The following is a 16,517-nucleotide window of genomic DNA, read 5'->3' as shown; positions in this document are numbered from 1 at the left end:
TCGGCTCGCGCGCGCGATGGCTGGCACTCATCCGACCGGATGGCGCCGCGAGCGTGGTTCTGGAGGCGCCGTCGCCGTCGTCCTGGTTCGTGCGCTCGACGGAGTATCCGGGCTTCGGGCCGGCGCCGTTCGACCGGGAGGAGCTGCGGCTGGAGCCCGGCGGCCGCTGGGAGGCGAGCGCCCGGCTCCGGGTGGGCGACGGCGACCTGCTGACGGACACCGCCGTCCGGGCGTCTCTAGGGGCGGGACGCGTCGGCCGCATCGTCGAGGGACGGGGAGGCGAGGCCGACCGGCTCCAAAGCGGCGCGGTCGCGGGCGCTGAGCACGGCGACGCACACGACGATCGCCGCGAACAGCACGAGGCTCACCGGCCCCGTGCCGAGGTCCAGTCCGCCTCGCGCGTGCGACACGGCCAAGCCGTCGGAGAGCGAGGCGCCGAACGGCCGGGTGAGGACATAGGCCGTCCAGAACGCGGCGGTCCCACCCAGACCCCACCAGCGGTAGGCGACTCCGGGGATGGCGAACAGGATCCCGAAGACCAGCGCCGAACCGAAGTAGCCGAGTCCCAGCGTCGTGGCCGTCAGATCGCCGAAGGCGGTGCCCAGGGCGAAGGTGCCGAGGACCGCGCACCAGTAGAACATCTCGCGCGCCCGGGTGTCGATGCGGTGGACGGAGAGCGTGCGCTGCGTCGCGTACCAGACAGCGAACACGGCAGCGAGCGCCATCGCGAAGCCGACGGTCGACACGGCGTACGGCACCCCGAGCTCGACGTGCAGGACATCGGCCACCATCGTTCCGAACACGGCGACCATGAGCACGGCGAACCAGTAGACCCACGCGATGTAGCGCTTGACGGCGAACTGCAGCACCATCGCGACGGCGAACACGGCGAAGGCGCCTCCCACCGCCACGAAGGGGTCGATGGTCTTGACCAGGAAGTCCGACGTCGTCTCGCCCATGGCGGTGGTGAGCAGCTTGGTCACCCAGAAAAGAGCGGTGACCGCCGGGACCTTGTTGCGCATCCACCCAGCATCCCGGATCGCGGGCGCGTCACCCTGGGTGCCGGTGCCGAACATCTGAGAGGGTTCAGAGACAGGTGATCGAAGGAGCAATGTCAATGCGCAGAAGCGATCTCCCGGAGGGCTTCGTCGTCGGATCGGCGACCGCCGCGTACCAGATCGAGGGAGCCACCCGCGAGGACGGCCGCGGCGAAAGCATCTGGGACACGTTCTCACGTGTGCCCGGCGCGATCGCCGACGGCACCACCGGCGACGTGGCGGACGACCACTACCATCGCTGGGCGGAGGACGTCGCCCTGATGTCCGACCTGGGGTTCGGCGCCTACCGGTTCTCGATCGCCTGGCCGCGCATCCAGCCCGACGGCCGGGGCCGCCCGAACCAGGCCGGGATCGACTTCTACCGTCGCCTCGCCGAGTCTCTGCGGGAGCACGGCGTCACGCCGTGGGCGACGCTGTACCACTGGGATCTCCCGCAGGCCCTCGAGGATCGAGGCGGGTGGCTCCAGCGCGACACGGCTCGCAGGTTCGCCGACTACGCGCACGAGGTGGCCGACCGGCTGAGCGACGTGGTCGCCGACTGGATCACCCTCAACGAGCCGTGGTGCTCGGCGTTCCTCGGCTATGCGAGCGGCATCCATGCGCCGGGCCGGGCCCTCGGCTCGCGGGCGGCCCACGCGGCCCACCACCTCCTGCTCGGCCATGGTCTCGCCGTGGAGGCGCTGCGGGCGGCCGCGCCGGAGGCCCGCGTGGGCATCTCCCTGAACCTCTACCCCGTGGAGCCGGCGGGGGATTCGGGCGGGGACGCGGATGCCGCCCGTCGCATCGACGGGCTCAGCAACCGGCTGTTCCTCGATCCGGTGCTGACCGGAACCTACCCCGCGGACGTGCTCGAGGACCTGGGCGAGACGCGCTGGTTCGCGGAGAACGCGACCGAGGAGGACCTGCGCAGCATCTCGGCCCCGATCGACTTCCTCGGCGTCAACTACTACAGCCGCCACATCGTGGCCTCCGCCTCCGCGCCCGCCGCCGGCGCACCCCCGAGCTCCTACCCCGGCAGCGAGCACGTCCGCGTGGTGGACACGGGCGCGCCGTCGACGCAGATGGGCTGGGAGGTGCACCCGGACGGGATGCTCGACGTGCTGCGGATGGCCGGCGACCTGGCGCCCGGGCTCCCGCTCTACATCACCGAGAACGGCGCGGCCTATCCCGACAGCGAAGGCTCGGACGGCCGGATCGACGACGGTGAGCGCACAGAGTACCTTCAGGCGCATCTCGAGGCCGCTCGGGATGCGGTCGCCGCCGGACTGCCGCTGCGCGGGTACTTCCTCTGGACGCTGATGGACAACTGGGAGTGGTCCTGGGGCTTCTCCCGCCGCTTCGGCATCGTCCACGTCGACTACCGGACGCAGACGCGAACCCCGAAGCGCAGCGCGCTCTGGATGGCCGACTTCCTCCGGGAGTGAGCGGTCAGCGGTTCGCCGGTCAGCCCTGGCCGCGCACCGCGCGCGCGTGCCCGATGAGGGCCTGCAGGTAACCCGCACGAGCGAAGACGTCCGCCCGCTGCTGCGCGCTGTAGACCGGCACCTGCTCCGTGTAGGTCTGACCGTTGCGAGCACTGATGTGGATGGCGATGTACCCGCCGACCCGCACCTCCCGGGCCAGCAGGAACAGCAGGCTGAGCAGGAAGAACCAGATGAAGACCACCACGAGGACGATCGCCCAGGCCGGAGTGTGGCTGGTCGAGTTGGTCTGGTCGACTGTCGTCACGTTCACCTCGGCGATCGGCCAGGTGCCCGCCGGCGTCACGACCCATGCTTCATTCGCGGTGACGTTGCCGAGTTGCACCAACGTCGGCCCTGGTTGCCCGAATGTCTGAATGCTCACGCCTCGGACCCTAGCAGTGCCGGCCGTCCGGCGGACCATCCGGACAGTTCCGGCCATGCGCCCGGGGATTCCGGACGAGCGATCAGGGGTCACGGACGATCGGCCGGGCGGGCGGATGGGCGGACTGCCAGGCTGGGGTCATGAGCGTCGAGACCTCCTCCCAGCCGAACACCTCCTCCGTGCCGGCCGCCGGCCCCGCTGTGCGCCGGGCCTCGTGGGGCGGAGTCGTCGCGCTGATGCTGGGGGTGTTCGCGCTGGTCACCAGCGAATTCCTGCCGGCCAGCCTGCTGTCGCCCATCGCCGCGGGTCTCGGGATCAGCGAGGGGACGGCCGGCCAGGCGGTCACCGCGACGGCGCTCATCGGGGTGGTCGCCGGTCCCGCGATCGGGCCCCTGTTCCCCCGGCTCGACCGGCGGATGCTGCTGGTCGGGCTCGCGGTCCTCGCCGCCGCCTCCAACCTGCTCGTGGCCGTCGCCCCGCAGTTCTGGCTGCTGCTGGTGGCTCGCGTGCTGCTCGGGATCGCGATCTCCGGCTTCTGGTCGATGGCCGTCGCCGTCGCGGCCCAGCTGGTGCCTGCGGAGCACTTCGGACGAGCCATGATGATCGTCAACACGGGCGTCTCGCTCGCCACCGTGGTCGCCGTGCCGCTCGGAGCCTTCCTCGGCGCCCTCTGGGGCTGGCGTGCCGTGTTCCTCCTCGTCGCCGCGATGTCCGTCGCCGCCGCCGTCGCGCAGCTCGTGCTGCTTCCGCCGATCGCCCCCGCCCGGGGATCGGGCGTCCGCAGTCTCGTGGCCACCCTCCGCTCGCCCACCATGATCGTGGGCCTGATCGGCATCGCGCTGCTCGCCGGCGGCCACTTCACCGGATTCACGTACATCCGGCTGGGTGCCGCGGACATCCCCGGGCTGACGACGGGAGGATTGGCGATCCTGCTCGCGGTCTACGGCGCGGGCGGCTTCGTCGGGAACATCATCGCCGGAGTGGTAGCGGATCGCCGGCTGCGCACGGCTCTCGTCGTGATGCCGGCCGTGCTGGGAGCCGCGGTGACGGTGTTCGCTCTGCTGCCGGCCGAGGTCCCGCTCGCCTTCGTCGCGGTCGGGCTGTGGGGGTTCGCCTTCGGCGGCGTGCCCACCCTGGTCCAGACCTGGGCGGCCCGGGCGGAGCCGGAGCGGATGGAGGCCGCGGGCGGACTCGTCGTCTCCGCCTTCCAGGTGGCCATCGCTCTCGGCGCTGCCGCAGGCGGCATGCTCGTCGACGGCGCCGGGGTGAAGGACGCGCTCGTCGCCGGCGCTGTCGCGGCGGTGGCGGGCGGAGTGCTGCTCGGGTCGGCTCGGCGCTCGACCGGTTCGCTCACGCGGTGAGGAGGGACGCCCTCGCGGCGGACTCGCGCCGCCAGCTCGCCGGGCTCATCCCGGTGTGGCGACGGAAGGCCCGGCTGAAGGCGGCATCCGAGCCGTAGCCGAGGCGGAGCGCCACCTCGCCCACGCTCAGCCGCCCCTCGCGCAGCAGGTCCTTGGCCTGCTCCATCCGGAGACCCGCGAGGTAGCGGCTGGGCGAATCGCCGACGAGCTCGTGGAAGCGCTCCGCGAACACTGTCCGGGACGCGCGTGCCACCCGTGCGAGGCTGTCGACCGTCCACGGCTCGCCCGGCGCCTCACGCATCGCGGCGACCGCACGGGCGATGTGCGGGTCGCGTACGCTGACCAGCCAATCGTCGGGAGCGCATCCGTTCTCGACCCAGGAGCGGACGGCCGCCGACGCGATGACCGTGGCGATGCGGCTCGCCATGACCGCGTTGCCTGCCCGCATCCCCCCGAACTCCTGGCCGAGCGTCTCGATGAGCGGCCCCATGTGCGGTTCGCGCACCACGAATCCACAGGCCACGAGCATCCCGGGAAGCGCCGCCGCGAACGGAAGCCCGGCCGAAGTGGCGGCTTCCAGCTCGCCGGACGCGAGGACGGTGTCCTGGAGGGCATGGATGCGGCGAGCACCGGCCCGCGGCAGCATCAGGAAATCACCGGCGTCCAGCTGGACGGGCGATTCGCCTCCGCTGATCTCGACGGCGCCGGAGACGACATAGTGAAAGCGGACCGACCCGGGCGATCCCGCCATGCCGCTCCCCCGCGCGAGTGCTGTGCGGGAGAAGTCGAGCAGGTTCCATTCCAGCCGGGCGAGCACGGCCTCCAGCTCGGTCAGGCCGGCCCGCTCGGGAGCCGCCGCACGGGTCGGAGTCAGCGCCGCAGTCATGAAAGGGCGAACCCGCTCGGCCCGGGTGTCATTCCCGGGAGCCGGCAGCGACGAGAGGATCAGCGTCGCAGCACGCTCAGGCCATTCTGGCCCTCACGCCGGCTTCGTCGCCCGCAGTGTGTAGCTGAGCGGGGCGACGCCGTCGCGCTCCGACAGCGCGAACTCGCCGTCGGGCCTCCGGAGCATCTGGCCGGGCAGAGCCTCCCACGGGACGCTGTCGTGTTCTTCGAGGAGGTCGATGCGCAGGCCCGCCGAGAGGAGTGCCGTCACGATCTCGCCGAGCGAATGGTTCCACTCGTAGGTGCGCGTCGCGGTCAGCCGGCGGTAGGTGTCGACGTAGGTGGTGTCCGAGTCCCACGGCAGAGGCTCCGGTCGCTCGAAGTACGAGAACCGCAGGTGCAGGTCGTCGTCGAGGGTCTCATCCATCGACCAGAGGATGGGATGGCCCTCCCGCAGGAACAGGGAGCCGCCGGGCGCGAGCAGCTCCGCGACGACCGCGGCCCAGCGATCCACGCGCGGAAGCCAGCAGAGGGCGCCGATGCCGGTGTAGACGAGGTCGAACGATCCGGGCGTCAGGACCGAGGCGGCGTCGTACACATCCGAGACGACGAAGTCGGCGTCGTCGCCCGTGTCGGCGACGAGCTTGCGCGCCTCCTCGATGGCGACCGGCGAGAAGTCGAGGCCCGTGACCCGGGCGCCGAGCCGGGCCAGCGACAGGGTGTCGGTCCCGATGTGGCACTGCAGGTGCACGACGCGCTTGCCGGCGATCGATCCGAGCCGCGGCAGATCGAACCGCACCACGCCGGAGAGGAGTTCCCTGTCCTCGATGAACTGGGAGATCCGATATCCCTGGCCGCTGCGGTCGGCGTGGATGCTGGCGCGCTCATCCCAGTTGGCTCTGTTCGCGTCGCTGAAGGACGACATCCTGCTTCTCCCGTTCCGCCCGGTCGGCGCCGAGCCCGCCAGCCTAGCCGAAAGCGGTGACGCTGACGACGGCACCGGGATGCGGCCCTCCGCCGACGGCACTGCGGTATCCTTGTCGTGCACTATGCGAACACGGCGTTCGGATAGTGAACGACCACAACGAAGTGAGGACCGCGTGCAGTTCCACCACCACGGCTACGTCTCCGGCGACCCGCGCATCCACGAGCCCGCCGGCACCGGCATCGATCGCCCCGACGAGCTGCCCGACGAGGTCGACGTGCTCATCGTCGGCACCGGCCCCGCCGGGATGATCGCCGGCGCTCAGCTGTCCCAGTTCCCCGGCGTCGTCACCCGGATCGTCGAGCGCCGTCCCGGGCGGCTCGCGATCGGGCAGGCCGACGGCATCCAGGCCCGCAGCGTCGAGACCTTCCAGGCGTTCGGGTTCGCGGAGCGGATCATCGCCGAGGCGTACCGCATCACCGAGATGGCGTTCTGGAAGCCGGACCCCGCCGACCCGACCCGCATCGTCCGCACGGCGCGACCGATCGACGATCCGACCGGCGTCAGCGAGTTCCCGCACCTCATCGTCAACCAGGCGCGCGTGCTCGACTACTTCGCCGAGGTCATGGCGAACTCGCCCTCGCGCATCCGGCCGGACTACGGCTACGAGTTCGTCCGGCTCGAGGTCGGCGGGGGCGACCATCCCGTCGCCGTCACCCTCCGCCGCGTCGCCGGGCCCGACGAAGGCGTCGAACGGGTCGTGCACGCGAAGTACGTCGTCGGCGCGGACGGCGCCCGCAGCAAGGTCCGCGAGTCGATCGGCTGCCACCTCGCGGGCGACCAGGCGAACCACGCCTGGGGCGTCATGGATGTGCTGGCCGTGACCGACTTCCCCGACATCCGCACGAAGTGCTCGATCCAGTCGGAGTTCGGCAACATCCTGCTGATCCCGCGCGAAGGCGGCTACCTGTTCCGGATGTACGTCGACCTCGGCGAGGTGCCGCCGGACGACCAGGGCGCGGTGCGCTCCACCACGATCGAACAGATCATCGCCAAGGCCAACGAGATCCTCCACCCCTACACGCTGGATGTGCGCAACGTCGCCTGGCACAGCGTCTACGAGGTCGGTCACCGTCTGACCGACCGGTTCGACGACGTGCTGCCGGAGGAGCTCGGGGCGCGCACCCCCCGCGTCTTCATCACCGGGGACGCGTGCCACACGCACAGCGCGAAGGCCGGTCAGGGCATGAACGTGTCGATGCAGGACGGGTTCAACATCGGCTGGAAGCTGGGGCACGTGCTCGACGGCCGCAGCCCGGAGAGCCTGCTCGCCACCTACTCGGCCGAGCGCCAGGTCGTGGCGAAGGACCTCATCCAGTTCGACAAGGAGTGGTCGACGCTCATGGCCATGAAGCCGGAGGAGTTCGCCAGTCCCTCCGAGCTGGAGGACTTCTACGTCCGGACGGCCGAGTTCCCGGCCGGTTTCATGACGCAGTATGCGCCGTCGCTCATCGTCGGGGAGCCGGCGCATCAGGAGCTCGCGACCGGCTTCCCGATCGGCAAGCGCTTCAAGTCGGCGACCGTCGAGCGGGTCTGCGACGGCAACCCGATGCACCTCGGGCACCACGCGCGGGCCGACGGACGCTGGCGCGTCTACGTCTTCGCCGACGCGGCCCACGCCGGCGAGCCCTCCGCCGTCGCAGACCTGGCCGAGTGGATGTCGTCCTCGCCCGAGTCCCCCCTGGCCGCCACACCGGCAGGAGCCGACCCCGATGCGTGGTTCGACGTGAAGGTCGTGTACCAGCAGGACCACACGGCCGTCGACCTGGGGGCCGTGCCCGCGCTGTTCCTGCCTCGGGTCGGGCCGTTCGAGCTGATCGACTACGAGAAGGTGTACGCCACCGACCCGGCCCACGACATCTTCGCCGAGCGCGGCATCGACCGCGGCGGCGCCATCGTCGTCGTGCGTCCCGACCAGTACGTCTCCGCCGTGCTCCCCCTGCACGCGACCGCCGAGCTCGCCGCGTTCTTCCGCCCCATCCTGCGCACCCCCTAACCCTCCCCTCCCCCCGCCCCACCATCGAGTCCGCAGAGATTGCACGCGACACGCCCCCGAAGCGTGCAATCTCTGCGGACTCGATGGTGGGGCGTAAGCGGGGGCGGGGGGGCGGGGGGGCGGGGGTCAGCGCAGGTCGGATTGGATTGCGGCGGCGGCGTGCCGGAGGCGCGCTCCGATCACGGCGGTGTCGACGTCGTTGGCCACGTAGACGACCGCGAGGGAGGCCACCGGCTGCCCGGGCGCCTGCACCGGCACGGCGACGGACGCGAGGCCGGCGATCACCTCGTCGTGGCTGGTGGCGTAGCCGCGTTCGCGGGCGCGGGCCGCGTCATCCCGTGGATGCTCGCCCGGCAGCGCACGCCACTGCTCCTCGGTGAGCACCGATTGGATGGCGATGCCGGGCGCTCCTGAGGCCAAGGGATGGCGCGTGCCGGGGCGCTGCGCCACCGTCGCGTGCGCGTGCGACGGCTCCACGGCCACCAGCGTGACGACATCGTGCCGGTCGAGGACCGCGAGGAACGCCGTCATCGACAGCTCGTTCGCGATCGCCGTGAGCTGCGGGAGCGCCGCCGACTGCAGGTCGCGCGACACGGAGCGGGCGAGCGTCGCCATCCTGGGTCCGAGCTCGGCGGCACCGGCAGCGTCACGCACGACGAGCCCATGGTCTTCGAGGGTGCGCAGGATGCGGTACGCGATCGACCGGTGCAGGCCCAGCCGCGCCGCGATGGCGGGGATGCTGAGCGGTTCGCCGGCGTCGGCGAGCAGCTCCAGCATCCGGATGCCGCGGGACAGCGTCTGGAGGGTCGCCGCCGGCACCGCCGCGGTTGCCGAGCCGTCATCAGTGGGGGTCACGCGTTCGATTATAGAACGCCCGCGGATCCGGGCCGGCGGTCTGCCCTGCGCAGATTCGCGAGCGGCAGAAGCCGCAGACAACACCGGTCCCGAGATCGCACACTGGCCCCATGGACACCGACAAGACCTCCCCCGTGCAACGGCTGCTCGACGAGCGGATCGTGTTCCTCGGCAGCGAAGTGACCGACGAGGTCGCCAACGACATCTGCGCCCAGCTGCTCCTGCTGGATTCGATCGCTCCGGATCGCGACATCTTCCTCTACATCAACTCCCCGGGCGGATCGGTCACGGCCGGGTTCGCCATCTTCGACACGATGAACTTCGTCAAGGCCGACGTGGCCACCCTCGCGCTCGGCTTCGCCGCCTCCATGGGGCAGTTCCTGCTTTCGTCCGGCAAGCCCGGCAAGCGCTACGCCCTCCCGAACGCCTCCATCGTCATGCACCAGCCGCACGGCGGCTTCGGCGGAACGTCCGCGGACATCCAGACGCAGGCCAAGCAGATCCTGCACTTCAAGCGCCGGATGGCGGAGCTGACCAGCGCGCAGACCGGCAAGCCGGTGGAGCAGATCATCGAGGACGGCGACCGGGACCGCTGGTTCACGGCGGACGAAGCCTGCGTCTACGGGTTCGTGGATCAGGTGGTCGGGTCGACCGCGGCGCTGTCGCGGTGAGGGGCTCCGTGTACGGTTTCTCAGGGCGCGCGAGCGGCTGACCGTCCGCGGCGGACACCGGCGGGCTCTACTCTCGTCAGACACCGGTGGGACTGGCCCGCCTCCTAGCTCGGAGACACTGATGACGAAGACACCCGCGCCCGCCCGCACGGCGAAGCATCCCATCCCCCGCCTGCGCCCGCGCGTGCTGCTGAAGCGTGCCGACCTCGACGCGGTGCATCCCACGGTGCTGGCCGAGGCGGAGCACCGGGCCGCGAGCATCCAGTTGCGCATCGCCGACGCGATCACGGCGTTCGCGGGCTCGATGTGGTTCGTCTACCTCCACGTCCTGCTGTTCATCGTGTGGATGCTGACCTTCGAGACCTCGCCGTGGCCGACGCTGACCCTCATCGTCTCGCTGGAGGCGATCTTCCTCTCCACCTTCGTGATGATCGGCCAGAACCGGCAGGCGTCGTTCCAGCAGGCGAAGGCCGACCGCGACTACCAGAACCAGGAGGCGCTCCTGCGCGAGAACACGGAGCTCACCCGGACGATCCACGCCCTGACGCAGGAGATCCACGCGCGCGTGCTCGCCGACGGCGGCAGCCGGCAGGACGCCGTGTCGCCGCAGACGCCCGCCTCATAGCCGAACCACGACGCTGTCACTCGCCGCCGCCTCCCGACAGCGATCGAGTGGTCGCGCAGGACGCGGTCAGCTCTCGCGCGCCGACTGCACGGCGCGCAGGTCGCTCAGCGCCCGCTCCGTCTCGCGGTCGACCCGGCCGCCGCGCGCGAGGATCGCCGCCGGCAGCCAGTCGCTCAGGACGAAGCGGCGCCGGCGCACCGGCTCCCCGCCGTTCGTGACGGCCGGATGGGCCACCCAGCCGTGCTCCATTCCTTGTGTCCATGTCGTGTTCGCCATGACACTTACGTTACGAACGTAAAGATCCGGACACGAGATGGCTTCAGGTCTATCTTCGCAAAAATTCGGCCAGTACACTGAGGCCCATGATCCGATCCGTCGCGGTCCCCCTGATCGACGACTTCGCCATGTTCGAATTCGGCGTGGTGTGCGAGGTGTTCGGCCTCGACCGCAGCTATGCGGGCCTGGAGCCGTTCGACTTCCGGGTGTGCTCCCTCCACCCCGGGGCACCCGTCCCCAGCCCGATCGGGGTCACGGTCACGGCGCAGTACGGCCTCGAGGCGATGGACGACGCCGACCTGATCGCCGTTCCGGCCGCCACCGTGCGCGACGAGTACCCGGAGGAGCTCCTGGATGCGCTCCGCCGCGCGTACGATCGCGGCGCGATCCTGCTCAGCGTCTGCTCCGGCGCCTTCGCCCTCGGCGAGGCGGGCCTGCTCGACGGCCGCGACTGCACCACGCACTGGCGCTTCGCCGACGCGCTCCAGCGCCGCTTTCCGAAGGCCCGGGTCGACCCCGACGTGCTGTTCGTCGACGACGGCCGCATCATCACGAGCGCCGGGACGTCAGCGGGCATCGACGCCAGCCTGCACCTCGTCCGCCGGGAGCTCGGCAGCGCGGTCGCCAACACCATCGCGCGCAACATGGTGGTCCCGCCGCAGCGCGACGGGGGCCAGCGCCAGTACATCGACAAGCCCGTCTCCGATTGCGAAGACGACACGTTCAGCGAGTTGCTCGACCAGCTCACGGACCGCCTCGACGAGCCGCACAGCGTGAGCAGCATGGCCGGCCGCGTCCACATGTCGACGCGCAGCTTCTCGCGCCGCTTCGTCGCGGAGACCGGAGTGCCGCCGATGCAGTGGCTGACCACCCAGCGCATCCTGCACGCCCGCTTGCTGCTGGAGACGACGGACCTCCCGATCGACGAGGTCGCGCGCCAGTGCGGATTCGGCAGCGCGACCCTCCTGCGCCACCACTTCGACTCCGAAGTGGGAGTGCCGCCGACCCGCTACCGCGCCGCCTTCGCGCGGGCATGACCGCGCGGGGCGAGGTCGTCGCCCCGGTAGTGGCGGAGCAGCCGCCAATTGCGCAGCGCGACCTGTCCGCACACCTCGACCGTGACGAGGCCGCAGACGATGACGCCCCACGCCCGCGGATTCTCACCCTGGGTCGGGATGGCCACGGCGAGCGCGATCGTCGCCACCAGCGCGAGGGCGGCCAGTGCGAAGCCGATGCCCGCCCTTCGCCAGGCCCTCACCCGATCCGCGCGGTCTCCCATGCACCGGAAAGTACTCCGCGTGGCCGCTCGGCGGTAGGCATCGCACCGGTTGCGCACCCCTCGCGGCACCGGGACTCCCGGCACGGCACGGCACCCGCCCCCGCACGCGACGAAGCGCCCGCCGCGACGAAGCCCCGCACGCGACGAAGCCCCCGCCGCAAGGCGGGGGCTCGGTCGGGCGCATCACTCCCTGAAGGCATCCTTGATCTTCTCGCCGGCCTGCTTAACGTCGGCCTTGGTCTGGTCGCCCTTGCCTTCGGCCTCGAGGCGCTCGTCGCCGGTGGCCTTGCCTGCGGCCTCCTTGGCGTCGCCTCCGAGCTTCTCGCCCGCGTTCTCGATCTTGTCGTCGAGTCCCATTGAGGTCCCCTTTCCTTGCTCCGGTTCGACAACGACGGTCCCACCCGTCCCGTCGAACGTCTACCCCCGACGGATCGCCTGAGAAATCAAGCCGGGAGCCGCGGAATCGAGGCACGAATCGGCGCCCTGCGGTATCCACGACGAATTTCAAGCCCTACACGAGCACTGCATTCCTCCCGCAGAATGAACCGGTGAGCACCTACCGTCTGCAGATCAGCCCGTCCTTCACCCTGCGAGACGCGACGCAGGTGCTCGACCACATCCAGCGACTCGGTGCGGACTGGGTCTATCTGTCACCGCTGCTCGAGGCCGAACCCGGTTCGATGCACGGTTACGACGTGGTCGACCACAGCCGCGTCGACGCCTCTCGGGGCGGCCCGGAAGCGCTGCACGACTTCTCCGAGGCGGCCCATCACCGGGGACTGAAGGTCCTGGTCGACATCGTCCCCAACCACATGGGCGTCGCCACCCCCGCCGCGAACGTCTGGTGGTGGGATGTGCTCACGCACGGAAAGGACTCCCGCTACGCGTCCCACTTCGACATCGACTGGGAGTTCGGCCGCGGCCGCCTGCGCCTGCCGGTCCTCGGCGACGGACCGGACGAGGAGGACGCCCTGCGGATCGGGGACGGCGAGCTCCGCTACTACGATCACCGCTTCCCGATCGCCCCCGGCACCGGGGGCGGCACCCCGCGCGAGGTGCACGCCCGGCAGCACTACGAGCTCATGTCGTGGCGCCGCGCGGACGCCGAGCTGAACTACCGCCGCTTCTTCGCCGTCACCACCCTCGCCGGGCTCCGCGTCGAGGACCAGCAGGTCTTCGACGACACCCACCGCGAGATCGGGCGCTGGCTGCGCGAGGGCCTGGTGGATGGGCTCCGCGTCGACCATCCGGATGGCCTCCGGGATCCCGGCGGCTACCTGGACCGCCTCCGCGCTCTCGCCGGGCGCGCACCGATCTGGGTGGAGAAGATCCTCGAGGGCGACGAGCGGATGCCGGCCTGGCCGGTGCAGGGCACGACCGGCTACGACGCCCTGGGCATCGTCGACCGCGTCTTCGTCGACCCGTCCGGCGAGGGACCGCTGACGGAGCTGGCCGCCGAGGTGGATGCGCGCGCCGAGAACCAGGACTGGGCCGAGCTGGTGCACCGCCGCAAGCGCGCCGTGGCCGACGGCATCCTGCGCTCGGAGGTGCTCCGCGTGGTGCGCGAGCTGGGCGCCGCGGACGACGACGCGGGCGCCGACGACGCCGCGGACGACGACACCCACGCGGAGCGCCGCGACCCCGGGCGCACGGCCGACGCCGTCGCCGAGCTGGCCGCCTGGTTCCCCGTCTACCGCAGCTACCTCCCCTTCGGCGCGGATCACCGGGACGAGGCACGGGAGGCCGCCCGCGACTCCCGTCCGGACCTCGCAGCAGAACTCGACGAGATCGCCGGCCGCCTCGGCGCCCGGTTCGAGCAGACGACCGGCGCGATCATGGCGAAGGGCGTCGAGGACAACGCCTTCTACCGCTTCACCCGCCTCGTCTCGCTGACCGAGGTGGGCGGCGATCCCTCCGAGTTCGCCGTCTCTCCGGAGGAGTTCCACCGCCGGCAGGCCGACCGCCGGCGTCGCCTGCCCGAGTCGATGACCACCCTCTCCACCCACGACACCAAGCGCGGCGAGGACACGCGGGCGCGCATCCATGTGCTCGCCGAGCTGCCGGAGCGCTGGGAGCGGTTCCTGCGGATCGTGCGCGACCGCGTCGGCTTCGGCGACGGGTCGCTCGAGAACCTGCTGTGGCAGTCGGTCCTCGGCGCGTGGCCGGCGTCTCGGGAGCGCCTCCAGGCCTACGCGCTGAAGGCCGCGCGCGAGGCCGGCGCCTCGACGAGCTGGACCGACCCCGACGAGGGGTTCGAGGCGGCCATGGCCGCGGCGATCGACGCGGCTTTCGACGATGTGCGCGTCCGCGCGGAGGTGGAGGCGCTGGCGGCCGTGATCGAGGCGCCAGGCGCGAGCAATGGCCTCGGCGCCAAGCTGCTGCAACTCATGGCCCCCGGCATCCCGGACGTCTACCAGGGTTCCGAGCGCTGGGAGCGGTCGCTGGTGGACCCCGACAACCGCCGGCCTGTCGAGTTCGACGCCGCCGCCGGCCTGCTCGCGCACCTCGACGAGGGATGGCTCCCCGCCGTGGACTCGTCGGGCGCGGCCAAGGTGCTGGTCACCGCCCGCGCACTCCGTCTGCGCCGCGACCGGCCGGAGCTCTTCACGACCTATCGTCCGGTCTACGCGGAGGGCTCGCGCGCCGGGCACCTGGTCGGCTTCGACCGGGGCGGCGCACTCGCGCTCGCCACGCGGCTGCCCGTCGGCCTCTCCGCCGGCGGCGGGTGGGCCGACACCAGCGTCGACGTCGGAGCGGACCTGCTGCGCGACGAGTTGACGGGGCGCGAGCATCGCGGACGCGTGCCTCTCGCCTCCCTCTTCGACCGCTACCCCGTCGCTCTCCTGGCGGTGGCCCGGTGAGCGGGCCCGGCGGCGAGCGCCGGTTCCCGGTCTGGGCGCCGGAGGCCCGGACGGTAGATGTCGTGCTCGGCGGCCTGGGGACCTTCCCGCTCACTCCCGTCCCGGCCTCCGCCGACGCACCGTCCGGCGGCTGGTGGGAGCTCGCCGAGGCGCCTGCCCTCCCCGGCTCTCCCCTGGATTACGGCTTCCTCGTCGACGGCGAGGGTCCGTATCCCGACCCGCGATCGCTCCGGCAGCCTGACGGCGTGCACGGGCTGAGCCGCGAGTTCGATCCGCGGAGCCACGAGTGGACGGACGGCGCCTGGGAGGGCCGCGACCTCACCGGCGCGCTCCTCTACGAGCTTCACATCGGCACCTTCACGCCGGAGGGCACCCTGGACGCTGCTGCGGCGCGACTCGACCACCTGGTGCGGCTGGGAGTCGAGGCGGTCGAGCTCCTGCCCGTCAACGCCTTCAACGGCACGCACAACTGGGGCTACGACGGCGTGCTCTGGTACGCGGTCCACGAGCCGTACGGCGGCCCGGAGGCGTACCAGCGGTTCGTCGATGCGTGCCACCGGCGCGGGCTGGCGGTCATCCAGGACGTCGTGTACAACCACCTGGGCCCGAGCGGCAACTACCTGCCGAAGTTCGGACCCTACCTCGGTCAGGGCGCGAACACCTGGGGCGCCTCCGTCAACCTGGACGGTCCCTTGTCGGACGAGGTCCGCCGCTACATCCTCGGCAACGCCGAGTACTGGCTGCGCGAGCTCCACGTCGACGGCCTGCGATTGGATGCCGTGCACGCCCTGCGGGACACCCGCGCGACCACCCTGCTGGAAGAGCTCGCCGTCCTCGCCGACGAGCTCGCCGGGGAGACCGGGCGCCCGCGCACGCTCATCGCCGAGAGCGACCTCAACGACCCGAAACTGGTCCGCGCCCGCTCCCACCACGGCTTCGGGCTGCACGCGCAGTGGGATGACGATGTGCACCACAGCATCCACTCGGCACTCACCGGGGAGGACGCCGGCTACTACGCCGACTTCGCCGATCCGGCGGCGCTCGTGAAGGTGTTCCGGCGCGGGTTCTTCCACGACGGCACCTGGTCGAGCTTCCGCGGGCGCCACCACGGCCGCCCCCTCGACCCGGACATCCCGTTCACCCGGCTCGTCGCATTCAGCCAGGACCACGACCAGATCGGCAACCGCGCCGCGGGCGACCGCCTCACGGCGACCCTCGACCCCGGACGTCTCGCCGTCGCCGCCGCCCTGACGCTGCTCGGCCCGTTCACGCCGATGCTGTTCATGGGCGAGGAGTGGGCGGCGACGACCCCGTGGCAGTTCTTCACCTCGCACCCGGAGCCGGAGCTCGGGAAGGCGACGGCGGAAGGGCGCATCGCGGAGTTCGCGCGGATGGGATGGGACCCCGCCGTTGTCCCCGATCCGCAGGATCCGCAGACCTACCTGCGCTCGAAGCTCGACTGGTCGGAACTGTCCGGACGTGAGAACGCGCGGATGCTGGAGTGGTACCGCGCGCTCGCCGCTCTGCGGCGCACCATCCCGCGCGACGCCCGCGCGACGGAGGTGGCGTACGAGGCCGGGGTCTTCCGCTTCACGCGCGGCGGCCTCCTCGTGGAGACCAGCCTCTCCGGAACCGCCCTCGGCGCTCCGCCCCTGGACGCGGTCGCCGCCTTCGGCGAGGCCGTCCGCGTCACCCGCGTCGCCGGCGCGTGACGCGCGCCTAACGTCCCGCCTCTCCGCTGTCAATGCCTTTAGGCATGAGGTCCTTCCCCGGTATCGTGGCCCTCTACCCGATCGGAGGCACCGTGCCGCAGCCCTGCC

Annotated in this window: 16 protein-coding genes; 8 read left to right on the top strand and 8 right to left on the bottom strand. The window is 71.4% G+C overall.

From position 1 onward, the window contains the following. Positions 1-236: 236 nt before the first annotated feature. Positions 237-1,022, bottom strand: coding sequence for a COG4705 family protein (locus tag BM287_RS01100; RefSeq protein ID WP_090035593.1), 786 nt, complete (start codon positions 1,020-1,022; stop codon positions 237-239). Between the two features lie 95 nt (positions 1,023-1,117). Between BM287_RS01100 and BM287_RS01095 the strand changes: the two genes are divergently transcribed. Then, entirely contained in the window at positions 1,118-2,482 is a 1,365-nt protein-coding gene (locus BM287_RS01095) for a GH1 family beta-glucosidase (protein ID WP_244527805.1), read from the top strand. Between the two features lie 19 nt (positions 2,483-2,501). Here BM287_RS01095 and BM287_RS01090 read toward each other — a convergent pair whose 3' ends face one another. Further along, the gene (locus tag BM287_RS01090; RefSeq protein ID WP_139230581.1) at positions 2,502-2,903 is read right to left on the bottom strand and encodes a hypothetical protein; all 402 of its coding nucleotides are present in this window, start codon (positions 2,901-2,903) and stop codon (positions 2,502-2,504) included. Positions 2,904-3,043: 140 nt separating this feature from the next. Between BM287_RS01090 and BM287_RS01085 the strand changes: the two genes are divergently transcribed. After that, the gene (locus tag BM287_RS01085; protein WP_090035195.1) at positions 3,044-4,264 is read left to right on the top strand and encodes an MFS transporter; all 1,221 of its coding nucleotides are present in this window, start codon (positions 3,044-3,046) and stop codon (positions 4,262-4,264) included. On the opposite strand, the gene BM287_RS01080 is transcribed toward BM287_RS01085, so the two are convergent. Both BM287_RS01080 and BM287_RS01075 read right to left on the bottom strand, forming a co-directional pair. Then, positions 4,254-5,150 (bottom strand): helix-turn-helix domain-containing protein, encoded by an 897-nt coding sequence (locus tag BM287_RS01080; RefSeq protein WP_090035198.1) that lies wholly within the window; start codon positions 5,148-5,150, stop codon positions 4,254-4,256. The two genes, BM287_RS01085 and BM287_RS01080, sit on opposite strands and share 11 nt — an antisense overlap. A 93-nt stretch (positions 5,151-5,243) precedes the next feature. Then, positions 5,244-6,074 carry a class I SAM-dependent methyltransferase gene (locus BM287_RS01075; protein ID WP_090035201.1) on the bottom strand — a complete coding sequence of 277 codons (831 nt, stop codon included), beginning with the start codon at positions 6,072-6,074 and terminating at the stop codon, positions 5,244-5,246. Between the two features lie 175 nt (positions 6,075-6,249). Here BM287_RS01075 and BM287_RS01070 point away from each other — a divergent pair, with 175 nt between their 5' ends. After that, on the top strand, positions 6,250-8,130 hold the full coding sequence (locus BM287_RS01070; RefSeq protein WP_090035203.1) for an FAD-binding monooxygenase: 1,881 nt from the start codon (positions 6,250-6,252) through the stop codon (positions 8,128-8,130). Between the two features lie 126 nt (positions 8,131-8,256). On the opposite strand, the gene BM287_RS01065 is transcribed toward BM287_RS01070, so the two are convergent. After that, positions 8,257-8,949, bottom strand: a complete 693-nt coding sequence (locus BM287_RS01065; protein ID WP_348271690.1) for an IclR family transcriptional regulator — start codon at positions 8,947-8,949, stop codon at positions 8,257-8,259. An 89-nt stretch (positions 8,950-9,038) separates the two neighbouring features. Here BM287_RS01065 and BM287_RS01060 point away from each other — a divergent pair, with 89 nt between their 5' ends. Continuing rightward, on the top strand, positions 9,039-9,656 hold the full coding sequence (locus tag BM287_RS01060) for an ATP-dependent Clp protease proteolytic subunit (RefSeq protein WP_280140919.1): 618 nt from the start codon (positions 9,039-9,041) through the stop codon (positions 9,654-9,656). 121 nt (positions 9,657-9,777) lie between these two features. Beyond that, positions 9,778-10,281 (top strand): DUF1003 domain-containing protein, encoded by a 504-nt coding sequence (locus BM287_RS01055; protein ID WP_090035212.1) that lies wholly within the window; start codon positions 9,778-9,780, stop codon positions 10,279-10,281. A 66-nt stretch (positions 10,282-10,347) separates the two neighbouring features. On the opposite strand, the gene BM287_RS01050 is transcribed toward BM287_RS01055, so the two are convergent. Next, positions 10,348-10,557, bottom strand: coding sequence for a hypothetical protein (locus BM287_RS01050; RefSeq protein WP_244527804.1), 210 nt, complete (start codon positions 10,555-10,557; stop codon positions 10,348-10,350). Between the two features lie 86 nt (positions 10,558-10,643). On the opposite strand from BM287_RS01050, the gene BM287_RS01045 reads away from it, so the two are divergent. After that, the gene (locus BM287_RS01045) at positions 10,644-11,594 is read left to right on the top strand and encodes a GlxA family transcriptional regulator (protein WP_090035219.1); all 951 of its coding nucleotides are present in this window, start codon (positions 10,644-10,646) and stop codon (positions 11,592-11,594) included. Here the strand turns inward: BM287_RS01045 and BM287_RS01040 are convergent. Together BM287_RS01040 and BM287_RS01035 are read right to left on the bottom strand one after the other, a co-directional pair. Continuing rightward, positions 11,567-11,836 (bottom strand): hypothetical protein, encoded by a 270-nt coding sequence (locus BM287_RS01040; protein WP_090035222.1) that lies wholly within the window; start codon positions 11,834-11,836, stop codon positions 11,567-11,569. The genes BM287_RS01045 and BM287_RS01040 overlap by 28 nt on opposite strands. 183 nt (positions 11,837-12,019) lie before the next feature. Beyond that, complete coding sequence (locus BM287_RS01035; RefSeq protein ID WP_090035224.1) at positions 12,020-12,193, bottom strand: CsbD family protein; 174 nt, start codon at positions 12,191-12,193, stop codon at positions 12,020-12,022. Positions 12,194-12,384: 191 nt separating this feature from the next. On the opposite strand from BM287_RS01035, the gene treY reads away from it, so the two are divergent. Next, a complete protein-coding gene (gene treY, locus BM287_RS01030; protein ID WP_090035227.1) occupies positions 12,385-14,697 on the top strand; it encodes a malto-oligosyltrehalose synthase in 2,313 nt (770 codons plus the stop codon). Continuing rightward, a complete protein-coding gene (gene treZ / locus BM287_RS01025; protein WP_090035229.1) occupies positions 14,694-16,409 on the top strand; it encodes a malto-oligosyltrehalose trehalohydrolase in 1,716 nt (571 codons plus the stop codon). Before treY ends, treZ begins: the two co-directional genes overlap by 4 nt. The last annotated feature ends 108 nt before the right edge of the window (positions 16,410-16,517 follow it).

This window comes from Leifsonia sp. CL147, from assembly GCF_900114565.1.
GTDB lineage: Bacteria > Actinomycetota > Actinomycetes > Actinomycetales > Microbacteriaceae > Leifsonia.
This window is presented reverse-complemented; position numbering and strand designations above follow the sequence as displayed.

Coding starts and splice junctions, on each gene's coding strand:
- BM287_RS01080 (WP_090035198.1), bottom strand. CDS start 5,150: ATGACTGCGGCGCTGACTCCGACCCGTGCGGCGGCTCCCGAGCGGGCC.
- BM287_RS01045 (WP_090035219.1), top strand. CDS start 10,644: ATGATCCGATCCGTCGCGGTCCCCCTGATCGACGACTTCGCCATGTTC.
- BM287_RS01095 (WP_244527805.1), top strand. CDS start 1,118: ATGCGCAGAAGCGATCTCCCGGAGGGCTTCGTCGTCGGATCGGCGACC.
- BM287_RS01035 (WP_090035224.1), bottom strand. CDS start 12,193: ATGGGACTCGACGACAAGATCGAGAACGCGGGCGAGAAGCTCGGAGGC.
- BM287_RS01050 (WP_244527804.1), bottom strand. CDS start 10,557: ATGGCGAACACGACATGGACACAAGGAATGGAGCACGGCTGGGTGGCC.
- BM287_RS01075 (WP_090035201.1), bottom strand. CDS start 6,074: ATGTCGTCCTTCAGCGACGCGAACAGAGCCAACTGGGATGAGCGCGCC.
- BM287_RS01085 (WP_090035195.1), top strand. CDS start 3,044: ATGAGCGTCGAGACCTCCTCCCAGCCGAACACCTCCTCCGTGCCGGCC.
- BM287_RS01100 (WP_090035593.1), bottom strand. CDS start 1,022: ATGCGCAACAAGGTCCCGGCGGTCACCGCTCTTTTCTGGGTGACCAAG.
- BM287_RS01040 (WP_090035222.1), bottom strand. CDS start 11,836: ATGGGAGACCGCGCGGATCGGGTGAGGGCCTGGCGAAGGGCGGGCATC.
- BM287_RS01055 (WP_090035212.1), top strand. CDS start 9,778: ATGACGAAGACACCCGCGCCCGCCCGCACGGCGAAGCATCCCATCCCC.